Consider the following 14,137-nt stretch of genomic DNA (forward strand, 5'->3'; position numbering starts at 1 on the left):
CCTTGAAGGCTTCCCCTATCTCTGGTATAAGCACACCATCAACCCTTTTTAATCTTTTAGGGAGGCCGAGATGGTAGAGGTGCAGGATACGGAAAACTTCGAAGAATTATTGAAATCCGAAGCCGAACCCCAGTTCCTGCGGCGGGGGTCCATCATAGAAGGAACCGTCATCACCATTAATCCGGACTGGACTTTCGTGGACATCGGCTACAAGTCGGAGGGGCTCATCCCCACCGAGGAGTTTCGCCGGCCCGACGGATCGCTGCGGGTAAAGGAGGGGGATCGCATAGAGGCCCTGGTGGAAAGGGTGCGCGGGGAGGACGGTCTGGTACGGCTTTCCTTTGCGAAACTCATGGAAAACCGCGCCTGGGAAAAGATCCTCAAGGCCCAGAAGGACGGCGAGCCTCTCGAGGCCTATGTGGTGGAACCGATCAAGGGGGGCTTTGCCGTGGAAATCGAGGGCGTGCGGGCCTTTCTGCCCTTTTCCCACGCCTACCTGGAACGCCCCTCGGATCCCAACGAAATCGTGGGAAGCTCCGTTAGGGTAGAGGTGATCTCGGCCTCCCGAAAGAGAAAAAATGTGGTGGTTTCCCGGAAAAATGTCCTTCAGAAGGAACGCGAGGCCCGGAAAAAGGCCCTCTTTGAGAGCCTGGAGGAGGGTCAGGTGCGGGAAGGCATGGTCACCCGCATTCTGGACTACGGCGTATTCGTGGATCTGGGCGGAGTGGAGGGTTTCCTGCACATTTCCGATCTTTCCTGGAGCAAGGTGAAGCATCCGGGAGACCTTCTTAAGGAGGGAGATCGCATCCGGGTGAAGGTTCTTTCCTTAGATCCGGAAAAGGAGAAGATCAAGCTCGGAGTAAAGCAACTCACTCCGGATCCCTGGGAGAGCGTGGGGGAGAAGTACCGCGAGGGCGATCGGGTGAAGGGGCGGGTGGTGTCCCTCACTTCCTTCGGGGCCTTCGTGGAGGTGGAGCCCGGAGTGGAAGGGCTCATTCACATTTCCGAACTTTCCTGGACCAAGCGTATAAGACATCCCCGGGAGATCGTTTCCGTGGGGGACCAGGTGGAGGCCGTGGTTCTCAAGGTGGATCCGGAAAACAGGAGGCTATCCCTGAGTCTGCGCCGCGTGGAGCCTAATCCCTGGGAGGTGCTGGCCCAGAACATGCCCCCGGGCACGGTGATCGAGGCCCCCATCAAGACCGTTACGGACTTCGGCATCTTCGTGGAAGTCACCGAGGAGATCGACGGGTTCATCCACATCTCGGATCTTTCCTGGGGCAAGCTGGGGCATCCCTCGGAGAAGTTCAGGGAAGGTGAGGTGGTGCGGGCGGTGGTGCTCAAGATTGATCCGGAAAAGGAGCGTCTCAATCTGGGGATCAAGCAGCTCACCCCCAATCCCTGGGAGACCGCCCCTCAAAAATACCCCGTGGGATCCACGGTGACCGGAAGGGTTTCCAAGGTTACCGATTTCGGTGTCTTCGTGGAGGTTGAGGAGGGTCTTGAGGGGCTGGTTCATGTTTCCGAAATAGGTCCGGAGAGGGTCAAGAGTCCGGTGGGGCTCTTTGAGGTGGGCCAGGAGGTAAAGGCCAAGGTCATCCGGCTCGAGCCGGAGAAGAAGCGCATGGCCCTTTCCATAAGGCGTTACCAGGAAGAGCTGGAACGGCAGCAGTATCTGGAGGCGGCCTCAGAGGGCCGCAAGGGAACCGGGGTGACTCTGGGGGCCCTCCTCAAGGAAGCAGCCGGTAAATAAATTTCGAAGCTCGAAATCCTTTCATGAAGAAGGGGGTCCTATACGGTCTGGCCTTTCTGGGAGGGGTCTTTCTTTTCCTCCTCCTGGTGGGTTTTCTTGTCTCTTTTCTGGTAGGGCTCAGGTCTCACGGGGCCTCTTTTCGAGAGGCCATAGGGGTGGTGGAGATCAAAGGGATCATCACCGAGGCTGACGAAAAGATTCGCATCCTTGAGGACTTTTTGTACCAGAGGGAGATCAAGGCTGTTGTGGTTCGAATTGATAGCCCGGGGGGCACAGTGGGAGCCTCTCAGGAACTTTACGAGGAACTCCGCCGGGTGGCGGCCCGAAAGCCGGTGGTGGTTTCCATGGGCTCGGTGGCGGCTTCCGGGGCCTATTATGTAGCCCTGGGGGGGACCAGGATCGTGGCCTCTCCGGGAACCATTACCGGAAGCATCGGGGTGATCCTGCAGGTCCCCAACCTGAAAAAACTCCTTCAGAAGATCGGCGTGGAGCCGGTGGTTCTCAAAAGCGGTCGTTTCAAGGATATCCTCTCATATTACCGTTCTCCGAACGCTGAAGAGAGAAAGATCCTGGAGGGGGCCCTTTCCGAGATTCATCGGCAATTCATGCGGGCGGTGGCGGAAAGTCGCGGTTTAAAGCTGGACAGGGTTCGAGAGATCGCCGACGGCAGGATCTTTACCGGGGAGAAGGCCCGGGAGCTCGGGCTGGTGGACGAGCTGGGCAATTTTGCCGAGGCGGTGGAGGAGGCCGCAAGACTCGCCCACATTAAAGGGCGTCCCCGTCTGGTCTACGGGCGTCGAAAGAAGCCCTGGTGGAGGATGTTTTTCGAGGGACGGGAAAGGCTTTCCCTGGAGAATCTTTTGACCAGTCCTCTTTATCTCTGGATGGCCGGAGCATGAAGAGGAAGGATCTGATCTGCCGATTACTGGCCCACTTTCCCGAACTTAGAAAACGCGATCTTGAAGGGCTCGTAGAGGCCTTTTTCGAGGAAATGACCCGTGCGCTGGTGAGAGGAGAGCGGATAGAGATTCGGGGTTTCGGAAGGTTTGAGGTGCATCACGGAAAGGAAAGGGTTTTCGTAAATCCCCAAAATAAAGAGACCTATTACCTTCGTGGAAATCGGCGTCTGGTGTTTAAGGTGGGCAAGGATCTCTTCGAGAGGGTGAACACTCCTCCGAGGGCGGTTCTGGATCTCGGGACCCAGACCTTCAGACTGGCTCTGGGTAAACTCGAAGCGGATGGATTGCGGGTCATTGAGAGGCGCAGGGTAAATGTGCGGCTGGGGGAGGGGCTGGAGAAAGGAATTATCTCTCCTCCTGCCCTGGAGAGGGGCCTTGCGGCCCTTAAGGAGTTTAGAAATTATCTCTACGACCTCGGGGTGTCGGAGATAAAGGCGGTGGGAACGGCGGTGTTCCGGGAAGCCGCCAACGCCGGAGAATTTATGGAGGCCTCCCGCAAACTGGGATTTCATATCGAGGTGATTTCTCCGGAGAGGGAATCCGAGCTGGTTCTGAAAGGGGTGCAGGCGGGTCTTTCCCCGGACGGTCCGTTTCTCTTGGCCGATGTGGGAGGAGGAAGCACGGAGCTCTCGCTGGTAAAGGAGGGCCGGAAGATCTGGGAGGTGAGTATTCCCCTGGGAGCCGTCCGACTGAAAGAGGGGTTTATTAGGGCCTATCCCTTGACTCCTCAGGAATTCCGTGGGATCAGGGGGCATGTAGCCCGAATCCTTTCCGAGCTGGAAATCCCTGAAGAGGTTTCTTTACTGGTAGGTTGCGGGGGGAGTGCCAGTCTGCTCGCCGCTCTCGACCTCCGCCTTACCACCTATCTTCCGGAAAGGATTCACGGCCACCGTGTCTCTCTTTCCCGGATCGAAACCATTACCGAGCATCTCCGGGGATTACCCCTTTCGAGGATAAGGCGCCTGCGGGGTATGGAGCCGGGGCGCGAGGACATTGCCCTTCCCGGTCTTCTTATCTTTCAGGAACTTTTACGAAAGGCGGGAATCAGTGAACTGGTGATCAGCGAGTGGGGGCTCCTGGAGGGCCTCCTCTTGTCTTTTTAATCAAAATTCCGTATAAGAAGGAAGGAGGGGGATTTTATGTTAACCTTTCCGGTGGAAGAGGCTTATACCTTTGACGATCTTTTGTTGGTTCCGGCTTACTCGGAGGTCCTTCCTAAAGATGTGGATGTTTCCACTTACATTACTCCCAAGATAAAGCTCAACATTCCCATCCTTTCCGCGGCCATGGATACGGTTACCGAGGCCCGTATGGCCATCAGCATGGCCCGGGAAGGGGGCCTGGGAGTCATCCATCGCAACATGAGCGTGGAGGAACAGTGTCGGCAGGTGGAGAGGGTGAAGAAGTCCGAAAGCGGCATGATTCTCGATCCCGTCACCGTGGGGCCGGATACTCCCATAAAGGAAGTTCTTCGCCTGATGGAGGAGTACAAGATTTCCGGCATTCCGGTGGTGGAGGGTCCCAGGAAGAAGCTCCTGGGGATAGTGACCAACCGGGACCTCCGGTTTGAGACCGCCCTGGAGCGCCCGGTGAAGGAGGTAATGACCCGGGAGAACCTCGTTACCGCTCCTCCCGGGGTCACCCTGGAGGAGGCCAAGCGGATTCTTCACGAGCGTCGCATAGAGAAACTGCTCATCGTGGACGAGGACTTCTGTCTCAAGGGGCTGATTACCATCAAGGACATCGAGAAGATCCGGAAGTATCCCAACGCCTGTAAGGACGAATGGGGCCGTTTGCGGGTGGGGGCGGCGGTGGGCGTGGGTCCCGATCGTCTGGCGCATGTGGAGGCCCTCCTCCGAGCGGGGTGTGATGTGATCGTGGTGGATGTGGCCCACGGTCACTCCAGGAATGTGATCGAGACGGTAAGGGAAATCAAGGCCCACTTTCCCGAGGCCCAGGTCATCGCCGGGAATGTGGCCACGGCTGAGGGGGCCGAGGCCCTGATCAAGGCCGGGGCCGACGGAATCAAGGTAGGGGTGGGGCCGGGTTCCATCTGCACCACCCGGATAGTGGCCGGAGTAGGGGTGCCTCAGATCACCGCCATCTTCAACTGTGCGCGGGTGGCGGATAAGTACGGCGTTCCGGTTATCGCCGACGGGGGGATAAAGTTTTCCGGGGACATCGCCAAGGCCATCGGAGCCGGGGCCCACGCCGTTATGATCGGTTCCCTTCTCGCCGGGACCGAGGAGGCTCCGGGTGAGACCATTCTTTACGAGGGGCGCACCTACAAGGTCTATCGCGGAATGGGGTCTCTGGGGGCAATGATGAGCGGTCAGGCGGCCCGGGAACGCTACGGTCAGACTCAGGGGGAACCCTCCAAGTTCGTCCCGGAGGGTATTGAGGGGCGGGTACCCTATCGGGGTCCGGTCTCCAACATGATCTTCCAGCTGGTGGGAGGTCTTCGCTCCGGCATGGGATACTGTGGCTGCCGCACCATTGAGGAATTGCGGAAAAAGGCCCGCTTCGTGAAGATTACCATGGCCGGGCTCCGGGAGAGCCATGTACACGATGTAACCATTGTGAAGGAAGCCCCTAATTACTGGCTGGGGAGATGAGACATGCCCGTATATCAGTGGGTGGGCAAGACCCTTTCCGGTGAGGTGCGCCGGGGAGAGATGGAGGCCCCGGATGCGAGGCTGGTTGAAGCCCGGCTGCGAAGACTCCAGATCATCCCGGTTAAGATCACCGAACGCAAGCAGACCTTTCTTTCCCGATTCCAGCGCAAAAAGGTGGGGGGGAAGGAACTGGCCATCTTTACCCGTCAGCTGGCCACCATGCTCGAGTCAGGACTTCCTCTCGTTCAGGCCCTGGAGGCCCTGGCCAGCCAGCAGAAAAATCCTTACTTTCAGGAGGTAATCCGCAAGATCAAGACCTCCGTAGAAGAGGGAAGCAGTTTCACCGATTCTCTTCGCGAATTTCCCGGGGTCTTCGATGAGCTTTACTGTCAGATGGTCAGCGCCGGAGAGGCCGGGGGTAATCTCGACGAAATTCTAAAAAGACTGGCCACCTATCAGGAAAAGATCCTGGCCCTCAAGTCCAAGATAAAACACGCCATGATGTATCCGGCGGTAATAGTATTCGTTACCATCGTGGTGCTTTCCATAATCATGGTCTTCGTGATTCCCAAGTTTGCGCAAATGTTTCAGGAGGCCGGTCAGGCCCTCCCCCTTCCCACCCAGATAGTCATCGCGGCAAGTAACATCACCAAGAGATTTTTTCCCTTTCTGGTTCTGGGATTCGTGGGCGTAATTTTTTTAATCCGCTGGTATTATCGTACTGAAGGCGGACGCTATAAATTGGACAAGCTCCTTCTGCGACTCCCGGTGCTGGGAGAGCTGCTGCACAAGTCGGCTATAGCCCGATTTTCCCGAACCCTGAGCAGTCTCATTGCCAGCGGCGTACCTCTTCTTCAGGGATTGCAGATTGCCGGTCGGGTCTCCGGTAACCTGGTCATCGAAAGGGTGGTGGAGGAGGTGCGCCTCAGCGTCTCGGAGGGGCAGTCCATCGCCGAGCCCATGGCGGTGAGCGGCTACTTTCCTCACATGGTCACTCAGATGGTTTCCGTGGGAGAATCCACCGGAACCCTGGAACAGATGCTTGACAAGGTGGCCGACTTTTATGAGGACGAGGTGGATCGCACCGTGGATACCCTCTCCACCCTCATAGAACCCGTTTTGATCGTGTTTTTGGGGGGAATTATCGGAAGCATTATCGTTTCTCTCTACCTTCCCATCTTCAAGCTGGCCAGCGTGGTGGGGGGTTAAAGGCCGGTTTCCCTAAGAGCCTCAAGGAGTTCACGCTGTTTTCGGGTAAGCCGTTTGGGGACCAGGGGTTCAAGCTTTACATAAAGGTCGCCGGCGTGTCCGTTCTGGTCCGGAAGTCCCAGCCCTCGAAGCCTGAGTTTGGTCCCCGGAGAGGTCCCCGGAGGAATACGGACCTTCACCCTTTTTCCTGAAGGAGTGGTAACCTCGGTCTCCCCTCCCAGATAAAAGGTGGAAAGGGGGATCCTTCTGGTGGTGAAGAGATCCTTTCCCTGACATTCAAACTCCGGATGGGGTTCTATTTTAATTTTCAGAAAGAGATCCCGGCGCCGTCCATCCGGCCCCAGAGGCCCTTTGGCGGAAAGACGCAGTTTCTGTCCGTCCCTCACCCCGGGCGGGATCCTTACTTTTACTTTTTCCGGACGGCCCAGCGGCGCCACCACTATGACCTTTTCCGTCCCGTGAAGAGCCTCCTCCAGGCTTACGGGAAGCTCCAGAACCATTTCCGGCTCGGGGGAATGAAATTCCTCCCGAAAGGGTCCGGATTCCGTTCCGAAGAGATGGCTGAAGAGGCCCGAAAGATCCACGGTAAACCCTCTGGCACGCCCTCCCTCGCTGAAGCGGAAAAACCTCCCCAAATCGAAATCTATACCCAGGTCGCGAAAGAGATTTTCAAAATTGAATCCCCGGAATATGTCTTCCTGGGTGTAACGGCGTTCGAATTCCGCGGAACCGAACATGTCGTACTGGCGGCGCTTTTCCGGATCGGAAAGCACCGCGTAGGCCTCGTTTATCTCCTTGAACTTTTCCTCGGCTTCCTTGTTTCCTTTGTTCCGATCCGGGTGGTACTTGAGGGCCAGACGACGATAGGCCTTCTTAATTTCCTCCTGAGAGGCGTCTCGGGGAACTCCCAGAATCTTGTAGTAATCCTTGGGCATGGCTTAAAGGTAAACCCGACGGGCCCCAAGTCAAGAAATCAAAGGTGGCTCCTCGAGGGGTAAGGGGGGTGGAGGTGGGTATCGTCTGAGGGTAGAGACGATGAGGGGGGCTTCCCTCGAGGAGCCACCTTTTAAGTTAACGAGCTTTTCAAATTTGTCAAGAGCCGTTCGATTTCCCGACGAAGGTCCTCCCGGTATCTTTTGCTGTATCCTCCGGCTATGATGCGTGTTTCGTGGCCCCGGGAGACCAGGTACACCCAGATTCTTCGATGAGTGCAGAAAAAGGTGGCAAATACCCCGAGAATCATCAAAACGCATCCCAGATAGACCAGAAAGGCTCCGGGATCCTTTCTCACCTGCAATCCGGTCATGAAGATGGGCCGGGTTCCCACAAGGGTAAGGGAGACTTTCTCCGGGGAAAAGGAGATCGTTTCACGGTGTCCCTCAATGAGCCAGAGCATGCGGGGTTCGCTGCCTCCCTTGGTGATCCAGACCTGAGCCATACGGAACCCGTGAGCCCGGGCATAGCGGATAAGTCCTATGGTGAGCTGCTCCTCCGGCCACTGACCGTCCTCAAAGGGCTTTACCAGAATTTCCTTTTCCTTGCCGGTGGAGGTTTTAACCCGAACTCTGATGGTGGCGTATTCCTGATAGGAAGCCTGATAGAACTTTATACCCCGGTACTCCAGGGGGTGATTTACCCGGATGAGGTATTCGAAACTGTTGGCTCCGTCAAGGATCTTCACATGAGAACGATAATCCTTGGGAGCACCGTTGGGATAGAATTCTATCTCGAACTTTTCGAGTTTTATCTGGAAAGGAAGGGTTATGAATCCGTGATGCCGTCTGAAGGGAAAAACCTTGTTGCTGACCTCTCCCTCCAGAATATTCATGGAACCGCGATAGCCGAAAAGGGCTCCGATAAGGGCACCTATCACGATAACTATGATGGAGCCGTGAACAAAATAGACCGCGAAATAACTCCAGCGATATCGATCTTTAACGCCGAGCTCTCCCTCTTTTAGGGATTTAAAGTGAAAATTTTTTAAAAATTTCTTGATTTCTTCCGGAGAGCCCGGAACGGTAATCTCCCGGGCCAGAGGGATTTTTTCGGGATCCACGGAAAAAGGGTCCTTCCGGAAGAGCCTGAGGGAAACGGGAAACCTTTTTAGGGAGCAGAAGATCAGGTTGGCCAGGAACAGACTGAGAAGGGCTACATACCACCAGGAGTGATAGGCATCGTAGAGAGAGAGGAAGTTAATGATTTTGCCCCAGAAGGTTCCGTACCTGGAGAGGTAGAAGCCCGGTTCCCGTCCCTGGGGAATGATGGTCCCCAGGATGGAAGTCCCGGCCAGAGCCAGAAAAAGGAAGATGGCCAGCCTTAAAGAAGACAACAAATCAACTAGCTTTTTCATTTTTTCCCTTCCTCTTCGGCGTTTTCTTTTAGAGACTTTTTGAAGTTCCGGATACCCTCTCCGAGGCCTCGCCCGAGTTCCGGCAGCCGGGAGGCCCCGAAAATCAGGACTATAATCAACATAATCAGGAGTAATTCCGGAAGTCCTATACCAAACATTCAATCCTCCCGCGAACTTTTACCGGGCATTTTAAACCGTAAAGGGGAGAGCCTCAAGGAAGGTGAGAAATAAGCTTTCCGGGAAGATAAAGTGCACAGCCCCAGATTCTCCCCTCGCATTTAAGGATTACATATCCCGGCTCAAGATCACTCTCGTAGGGAATCTTTTTTTCCAGTCGCAGGCGATCCAGGGTGTAGCGATCAAGTTCCAGGATATTTCTGGTGGCCTGATGGCCGAATCGCTGAAGGGCGGCGGTGGTGGGTTTCAGATAACCCGAAACCTTGCGCAGGAAGAGGAGCCCCGCGGTCTGGATGCGGAGTCGGGTGAGTTCCCGGAGATACGGGGTGCGCACGAAGAGCCAGTAATTCTTGGAGGTGGCCAGAAATTCGTAGGGTTCGAACAAGTCCGGAGGAAAACCGAAGCGATCCGAAAGGTAGTTCAGGATGTTCCGTCGTTCCTCCTGGGAGACGGGCACCGGCCACCGGGCCCGGGGATCCATCTTTTTTCGCGCCCGGCCGCTCATGTGATCCTCCTGAGTTTGGCCACGAAAAACCCCACCGCCCCTATTTCATGGGCGTAAAATCTTCTGGCCTTTCGGAGATCGGGGTGGAAGGGACGCCCTTCCCATTCGGTAAGCCCCGGGTGGGAGGGCAGGGGGGCCTCCCAGGAAAGCACCTCGGCCTGGCGTTTTCTCAACAGATAGTCCACCACGGCCTCGTTTTCTTCGGGATTAACGGTGCAGGTGGAGTAAACCAGGATTCCCCCCGGTTTGAGCACATCGTAGGCTCGCACGAGAAGCCCCTTCTGGATCCCCGAGAGGTTGGTGCGTCCCTCCTTTTGATAAAGGAGTTCGCCCTCGTAGCCCCTCCGGTAGCGCCCTTCACCCGAACAGGGCGCGTCCACCAGGACCTTGTCGAAGGCTACCTCCAGGGGGTACTGTTCGCCCCGGTAAACGGTGGTCACCACGCAGGCCACTCCCAGCCGTCTGAGGTTGGCCACCAGGGCGGTGATGCGGTCGAGACGCCGGTCGTTGGCCACGATCACGGCCCGATCCTCGGTAAGCTGGGCCATCTGGGTGGTCTTGCTTCCCGGGGCGGCGCAGAGATCCAGGATCAGTTCCCCCGGCCTGGGGTCCAGGGCGTAGACCGGAAGGGAACTGGAAAGCGTCATGGGATAGATGAGCCCCAGGTAATACTCCTCGGTGTTGCCCAGGGAGGCCTCCCGCGGTTCCACCCGGAAGAACCAGGGCACTGCCTCCACCGGCTCCGCCTCGAAACCCTGGCGCCGGAGCCCCCGGAGCACCGGTTCCGGGTCTCTGATCTTCAGGGTGTTTAAGCGAAAATAGAGGGGGAGCGGTTCAGAAAGGGAGGAGAGAAAACCCTCGTAATCCGGTATGATGTCCCGATAACGCTCGAAGTATTGATCCGCCGTCTCAAATCCGGCCATTTCGCAGGATCCCGAAAAGCCTCTCGTGATTCTCCACGATGAGGTCCGCTTCCTTCAGGTGTTCCGGGGGAAGGGTGGTGGTGATGGCCACGCAGAGAAGACCGGCTCCTTTGGCGGCTCGAATTCCGGCCGGGGCGTTCTCCACGGCCAGGGCCTCCTCCCGGTTCATCCTCAGTCCGGAAAGTCCGGTTAGGTAGGGATCCGGATGGGGTTTCCGGCGGGATACCTGATCCCCGGTAACCACGAAGTCAAAGAAACCGAGAAACCCTCCGGGAAGCACCTCCTCGAGGATCTCCCGATGGGAACTGGTGACCAGGGCCAGGCGTCTGCCCTCCCGTTTCAGTTCCCGGAGGGCTTCCTCCACACCGGGAAAGGGTTTTACCCTTTTGCGGTACTTTTCGGTAAAGATCTTTTTCTGGAGGCGGAAGGCCTCCCGGAAAAACTCCGGCGTGGGGTTTACTCCCTGATCTTCGAAGAGCTTTCGGGCGGTATCGAGTTCGATGGCCCCCTCGTGGAGATAGATGGCCTCTTCGGGTACCTCGAGCCCCAGGGCCCGAAAGGCCTCCTGCCAGGCCTTCACATGCCAGGGCATACTGTCCAGCAATACCCCGTCGAGATCGAAAAGTACGCCCGGTTTCATAGAAGGGCCCTCCGCACCTCCTCCGGACTCTTTCCCGTGATGAGTATCCGTTTGTCCCGGGCCTTTTCCCCGGAAAGGATGGTAAGGTCTTTTTTACCGATCTTCAAGCGCTTAGCCAGAAATTCCAGGAGCACCCGGTTGGCCCGACCTTCCACCGGAGGAGCGGCCACCTTTATCTTCAGAGCTCCTCCGTGTACTCCGACGATTTCAGTCTTCCTGGCCTTCGGTTGAAGATGGACCGCGAGAATCGTTCCCCTGGGATGTTCCTTCACCACCTCTGACACGGAGACTCTCCTCCAGATGTTCCAGATAGGATAAGAGAAGCGCCCGCAGATCCAGACGAAGTTTTTCCCGGAGTTTCCAGAGGCGCTCAATGTCTTCCTCTATGAGGCGGGCCTCCCTTTCCGCCTCCTCCACTATTTTTTTCGCCTCGGCCTCGGCCTGGGCCTTCACCGTTTCGGAAAATTCGTCCAGACGCCTGAGGGCCTCCCGGAAGGCCCGGGCCTCCTTCCTAAGCTCCTCAATCTCTCGATCCTTGCGGCTCAATTCGTCCTTCAACTGATGATTCTCCCGGATTACCTCTTTGAGAAAGTCCGCCACCTCCTCCAGAAAGGCCCGCACCGCTCCCCGGCTGTACCCGATGGGTACCACATTGAAACTCTTTTCCCGGACTTCTTTGGGGGTGAGCTTCATCTCAACCTCATGGAAAGCTCATAGAGGGTGGGTACCAGAAATTGCTGGAGGAAGACGATGGCCAGGATCACTATCAGGGGGGAAAGATCGAGCCCCCCCAGGGGAGGAAGAAACCGTCTTACCCGCCAGAGCACCGGTTCGGTTATCTGATACAGGAAACGCACGATGGGATTGAAGGGATCCGGATTCACCCAGGAGATGAGCGCCCGGATAATGATTATCCAGAGGTAGAGGTTTAATACCAGATCGATCACCTTGGCCAGCGCGGCCAGAAAATAGGAAAGCACAAACATTTAACCCCTCCCGAAAGGACAGATGGGGAACCGGCACTCCTTACAGTGGAGACAATAACCGCCGTGGCCCAGGGCGGCAAGTTCCCTCCGGGTGAGCACCTCCCCGGCGAGCACCCGGGGGAGCACCAGATCCAGAACGGTAACCCCGTGATACATCCCGCAGGCCGGAACTCCCAGTACGGCTTTCCTTCCCAGATAGGCCACCAGGAACATGTTTCCCGGAAGCACCGGGGCTCCGTAAGTGAGGGGATCGGGGCCGAGATCCGCTATGGCGGCCCGGGTCACATCGTCCGGGTCCACGGACATACCCCCGGTCACCAGCACCACCTCCGCCCCGTCCTCGAGCATTCCCGTTATGGCCTCCCGGATGCGGGTACGGTCGTCGGGCACGAACACCGGACCCAGCACCTCCAGCCCGTAACCCTCCAGTTTGGGAACCATCACCGGGGCGAAGGCGTCCCGGATGCGGCCGTAATAGACCTCGTTTCCGGTGATGACCAGCCCGGCCCGGGACATTGCTCTGGGGAGAACCCGCAGCACGCCGGGACTCGCTTCCGCCACCTCCTCCACCCGGGCGAGCAATTCCTCCCTCACCACCAGGGGAATGGCCCGGCCCCCGGCAAGCTTTTCCCCCTTTTTGACCCAGAAGTTCCCGTGTCGGGTGGTGAGGGCTATTTCTCCCAGGAGGTTGATGCGGTAGAGGGCCTCCACATCCACCTTGAAAAGTCCCTCTCTTTCGGCGAAGAAGGTCACCTTTCCCTCCCGAACCTCCTCCGTAAAACCCACTCCCTCTCCGGCCACGGCCCGGGCCAGCCGCAGGGCCGCCTCGTCCTCGTGAAGCTCACCGGGCTCCATTTCCAGCACATAGATGTGTTCCTTGCCCAGCCGCTTGAGGTGCGGAATATCCTCCGGCCGGATCACATGGCCCTTCCGGAAGGCCGGCCCCTTGAACTCCCCCGGACGGATTTCGGTGACATCGTGGGGCAGGACCATCCCCACCGCCTCCTCCACCGGGATGGTCCTAGCCCTCATGCGCGCGCTCCTCCTTCTTTTCGTAAGCCTCGATGATGCGCTGCACCAGGGGATGCCGTACCACATCCTTTTTGCTGAAGAACACGAAGGCTATCCCCTCCACGCCCCGCAGAATCTCCACCGCCTCCACCAGACCGGAACGCTTCGGATCCGGCAGGTCGATCTGGGTGATGTCTCCCGTGATCACCGCCCGGGAGTTGAACCCCAGCCGGGTGAGGAACATCTTCATCTGATCGGAGGTGGTGTTCTGGGCCTCGTCCAGGATGATGAAGGCCTCGTTAAGGGTCCTTCCCCGCATGAAGGCCAGCGGGGCCACCTCGATGACCCCTTTCTGGAGAAGGCGGGAAGCCTTGTCGAAGGGAAGCATGTCGTAAAGGGCGTCGTAAAGAGGCCGCAGGTAGGGATTAACCTTTTCCACCAGGTCGCCCGGGAGGTATCCCAGTTTTTCCCCCGCCTCCACCGCCGGACGCACCAGCACGATCCGGGAAACCTCACCCTTCATGAGAAAGGAGATAGCCATGGCCATGGCCAGATAGGTCTTCCCGGTTCCGGCCGGCCCCACCCCGAAGACGATGTCGTGAGTCCTTATGGCCTCGATGTAGCGCTTCTGGGTGATCCCCTTGGGGGTGATGACCTTGCGCCCGGAGGTCACGAAAACGGTATCCAGAAAAATTTCCTTCAGGTTGGCCCGGGGATTCTCCGCAAGTATTCGGGCCGCGTACTCCACATCACTGGGATAGAGGGTGTAGCCGGCCTTGAGCAAACCGTAGAGTTCCTCGAAGACCCGGTCGGCCAGTTCCGCGTCCAGGGGATCCCCGGTAATCATGACCTGGTTGCCCCGGGCGGTGATCTGGACGCGGAAGGCCTTCTCCAGGGCCTTTAGATGGGCCCCTCTTTCCCCGAAAAGGCTGCGGGCCAGCTTGTAATCCTCAAAGGTGCGCTCCAGAGTGGTGGTCAAAGTCTTATGCACCTCCCTCGGGTTTTTGGG

At 57.5% G+C, this 14,137-nt stretch carries 16 protein-coding genes; 5 read left to right on the forward strand and 11 right to left on the reverse strand.

The window, feature by feature from the left end; translation table 11 throughout:
* The first annotated feature begins 70 nt into the window (after positions 1-70).
* Genes K3767_RS05140 through K3767_RS05160 form a run of 5 tightly spaced genes read left to right on the forward strand, consistent with a single transcriptional unit; the run spans position 71 to position 6,536 of the window.
* Complete coding sequence (locus K3767_RS05140; RefSeq protein ID WP_221172498.1) at positions 71-1,753, forward strand: 30S ribosomal protein S1; 1,683 nt, start codon at positions 71-73, stop codon at positions 1,751-1,753.
* 23 nt (positions 1,754-1,776) lie between these two features.
* Positions 1,777-2,652, forward strand: a complete 876-nt coding sequence (gene sppA / locus K3767_RS05145) for a signal peptide peptidase SppA (protein ID WP_221172499.1) — start codon at positions 1,777-1,779, stop codon at positions 2,650-2,652.
* Positions 2,649-3,815 carry an HU family DNA-binding protein gene (locus K3767_RS05150; RefSeq protein WP_221172500.1) on the forward strand — a complete coding sequence of 389 codons (1,167 nt, stop codon included), beginning with the start codon at positions 2,649-2,651 and terminating at the stop codon, positions 3,813-3,815. The genes sppA and K3767_RS05150 overlap by 4 nt, the downstream gene beginning before the upstream one ends.
* 36 nt (positions 3,816-3,851) lie before the next feature.
* Entirely contained in the window at positions 3,852-5,327 is a 1,476-nt protein-coding gene (gene guaB, locus K3767_RS05155; RefSeq protein ID WP_221172501.1) for an IMP dehydrogenase, read from the forward strand.
* Between the two features lie 3 nt (positions 5,328-5,330).
* Positions 5,331-6,536 carry a type II secretion system F family protein gene (locus K3767_RS05160; protein WP_221172502.1) on the forward strand — a complete coding sequence of 402 codons (1,206 nt, stop codon included), beginning with the start codon at positions 5,331-5,333 and terminating at the stop codon, positions 6,534-6,536.
* On the opposite strand, the gene K3767_RS05165 is transcribed toward K3767_RS05160, so the two are convergent.
* From K3767_RS05165 to K3767_RS05215, 11 genes are all read right to left on the reverse strand, one after another.
* Positions 6,533-7,471 carry a DnaJ C-terminal domain-containing protein gene (locus tag K3767_RS05165; RefSeq protein ID WP_221172503.1) on the reverse strand — a complete coding sequence of 313 codons (939 nt, stop codon included), beginning with the start codon at positions 7,469-7,471 and terminating at the stop codon, positions 6,533-6,535. The two genes, K3767_RS05160 and K3767_RS05165, sit on opposite strands and share 4 nt — an antisense overlap.
* Before the next feature lie 131 nt (positions 7,472-7,602).
* Positions 7,603-8,886: a cytochrome c biogenesis protein ResB gene (locus tag K3767_RS05170; RefSeq protein ID WP_221172504.1), complete on the reverse strand. Its 1,284-nt coding sequence runs from the start codon at positions 8,884-8,886 to the stop codon at positions 7,603-7,605.
* Positions 8,883-9,044, reverse strand: a complete 162-nt coding sequence (gene tatA, locus K3767_RS05175) for a twin-arginine translocase TatA/TatE family subunit (RefSeq protein ID WP_221172505.1) — start codon at positions 9,042-9,044, stop codon at positions 8,883-8,885. The genes K3767_RS05170 and tatA overlap by 4 nt, the downstream gene beginning before the upstream one ends.
* A gap of 53 nt (positions 9,045-9,097) precedes the next feature.
* Positions 9,098-9,568 (reverse strand): hypothetical protein, encoded by a 471-nt coding sequence (locus K3767_RS05180; protein WP_221172506.1) that lies wholly within the window; start codon positions 9,566-9,568, stop codon positions 9,098-9,100.
* Complete coding sequence (locus K3767_RS05185; protein WP_221172507.1) at positions 9,565-10,491, reverse strand: RsmB/NOP family class I SAM-dependent RNA methyltransferase; 927 nt, start codon at positions 10,489-10,491, stop codon at positions 9,565-9,567. The genes K3767_RS05180 and K3767_RS05185 overlap by 4 nt, the downstream gene beginning before the upstream one ends.
* A complete protein-coding gene (locus tag K3767_RS05190) occupies positions 10,478-11,131 on the reverse strand; it encodes an HAD family phosphatase (protein WP_221172508.1) in 654 nt (217 codons plus the stop codon). The genes K3767_RS05185 and K3767_RS05190 overlap by 14 nt, the downstream gene beginning before the upstream one ends.
* On the reverse strand, positions 11,128-11,415 hold the full coding sequence (locus K3767_RS05195) for a DUF167 domain-containing protein (RefSeq protein ID WP_221172509.1): 288 nt from the start codon (positions 11,413-11,415) through the stop codon (positions 11,128-11,130). The genes K3767_RS05190 and K3767_RS05195 overlap by 4 nt, the downstream gene beginning before the upstream one ends.
* Positions 11,339-11,824, reverse strand: coding sequence for a DivIVA domain-containing protein (locus tag K3767_RS05200; RefSeq protein WP_221172510.1), 486 nt, complete (start codon positions 11,822-11,824; stop codon positions 11,339-11,341). Before K3767_RS05200 ends, K3767_RS05195 begins: the two co-directional genes overlap by 77 nt.
* Positions 11,821-12,117, reverse strand: coding sequence for a YggT family protein (locus K3767_RS05205; protein ID WP_221172511.1), 297 nt, complete (start codon positions 12,115-12,117; stop codon positions 11,821-11,823). The genes K3767_RS05200 and K3767_RS05205 overlap by 4 nt, the downstream gene beginning before the upstream one ends.
* Positions 12,118-13,149, reverse strand: coding sequence for a molybdopterin-binding protein (locus K3767_RS05210; RefSeq protein WP_221172512.1), 1,032 nt, complete (start codon positions 13,147-13,149; stop codon positions 12,118-12,120).
* Positions 13,139-14,119, reverse strand: coding sequence for a PhoH family protein (locus tag K3767_RS05215; RefSeq protein ID WP_221172513.1), 981 nt, complete (start codon positions 14,117-14,119; stop codon positions 13,139-13,141). Before K3767_RS05215 ends, K3767_RS05210 begins: the two co-directional genes overlap by 11 nt.
* Positions 14,120-14,137: the final 18 nt, after the last annotated feature.

It is taken from the genome of Thermosulfurimonas sp. F29 (genome assembly GCF_019688735.1).
Classification (GTDB): Bacteria; Desulfobacterota; Thermodesulfobacteria; order Thermodesulfobacteriales; family Thermodesulfobacteriaceae; genus Thermosulfurimonas_A.

What these genes read in the sequence shown, in the direction of transcription:
- K3767_RS05185 (WP_221172507.1), bottom strand. Translation starts at nt 10,491, where the DNA reads ATGGCCGGATTTGAGACGGCGGATCAATACTTCGAGCGTTATCGGGAC.
- K3767_RS05210 (WP_221172512.1), bottom strand. Translation starts at nt 13,149, where the DNA reads ATGAGGGCTAGGACCATCCCGGTGGAGGAGGCGGTGGGGATGGTCCTG.
- K3767_RS05160 (WP_221172502.1), top strand. Translation starts at nt 5,331, where the DNA reads ATGCCCGTATATCAGTGGGTGGGCAAGACCCTTTCCGGTGAGGTGCGC.
- K3767_RS05190 (WP_221172508.1), bottom strand. Translation starts at nt 11,131, where the DNA reads ATGAAACCGGGCGTACTTTTCGATCTCGACGGGGTATTGCTGGACAGT.
- tatA (WP_221172505.1), bottom strand. Translation starts at nt 9,044, where the DNA reads ATGTTTGGTATAGGACTTCCGGAATTACTCCTGATTATGTTGATTATA.
- sppA (WP_221172499.1), top strand. Translation starts at nt 1,777, where the DNA reads ATGAAGAAGGGGGTCCTATACGGTCTGGCCTTTCTGGGAGGGGTCTTT.
- guaB (WP_221172501.1), top strand. Translation starts at nt 3,852, where the DNA reads ATGTTAACCTTTCCGGTGGAAGAGGCTTATACCTTTGACGATCTTTTG.
- K3767_RS05200 (WP_221172510.1), bottom strand. Translation starts at nt 11,824, where the DNA reads ATGAAGCTCACCCCCAAAGAAGTCCGGGAAAAGAGTTTCAATGTGGTA.
- K3767_RS05170 (WP_221172504.1), bottom strand. Translation starts at nt 8,886, where the DNA reads ATGAAAAAGCTAGTTGATTTGTTGTCTTCTTTAAGGCTGGCCATCTTC.
- K3767_RS05205 (WP_221172511.1), bottom strand. Translation starts at nt 12,117, where the DNA reads ATGTTTGTGCTTTCCTATTTTCTGGCCGCGCTGGCCAAGGTGATCGAT.
- K3767_RS05150 (WP_221172500.1), top strand. Translation starts at nt 2,649, where the DNA reads ATGAAGAGGAAGGATCTGATCTGCCGATTACTGGCCCACTTTCCCGAA.
- K3767_RS05165 (WP_221172503.1), bottom strand. Translation starts at nt 7,471, where the DNA reads ATGCCCAAGGATTACTACAAGATTCTGGGAGTTCCCCGAGACGCCTCT.
- K3767_RS05180 (WP_221172506.1), bottom strand. Translation starts at nt 9,568, where the DNA reads ATGAGCGGCCGGGCGCGAAAAAAGATGGATCCCCGGGCCCGGTGGCCG.
- K3767_RS05140 (WP_221172498.1), top strand. Translation starts at nt 71, where the DNA reads ATGGTAGAGGTGCAGGATACGGAAAACTTCGAAGAATTATTGAAATCC.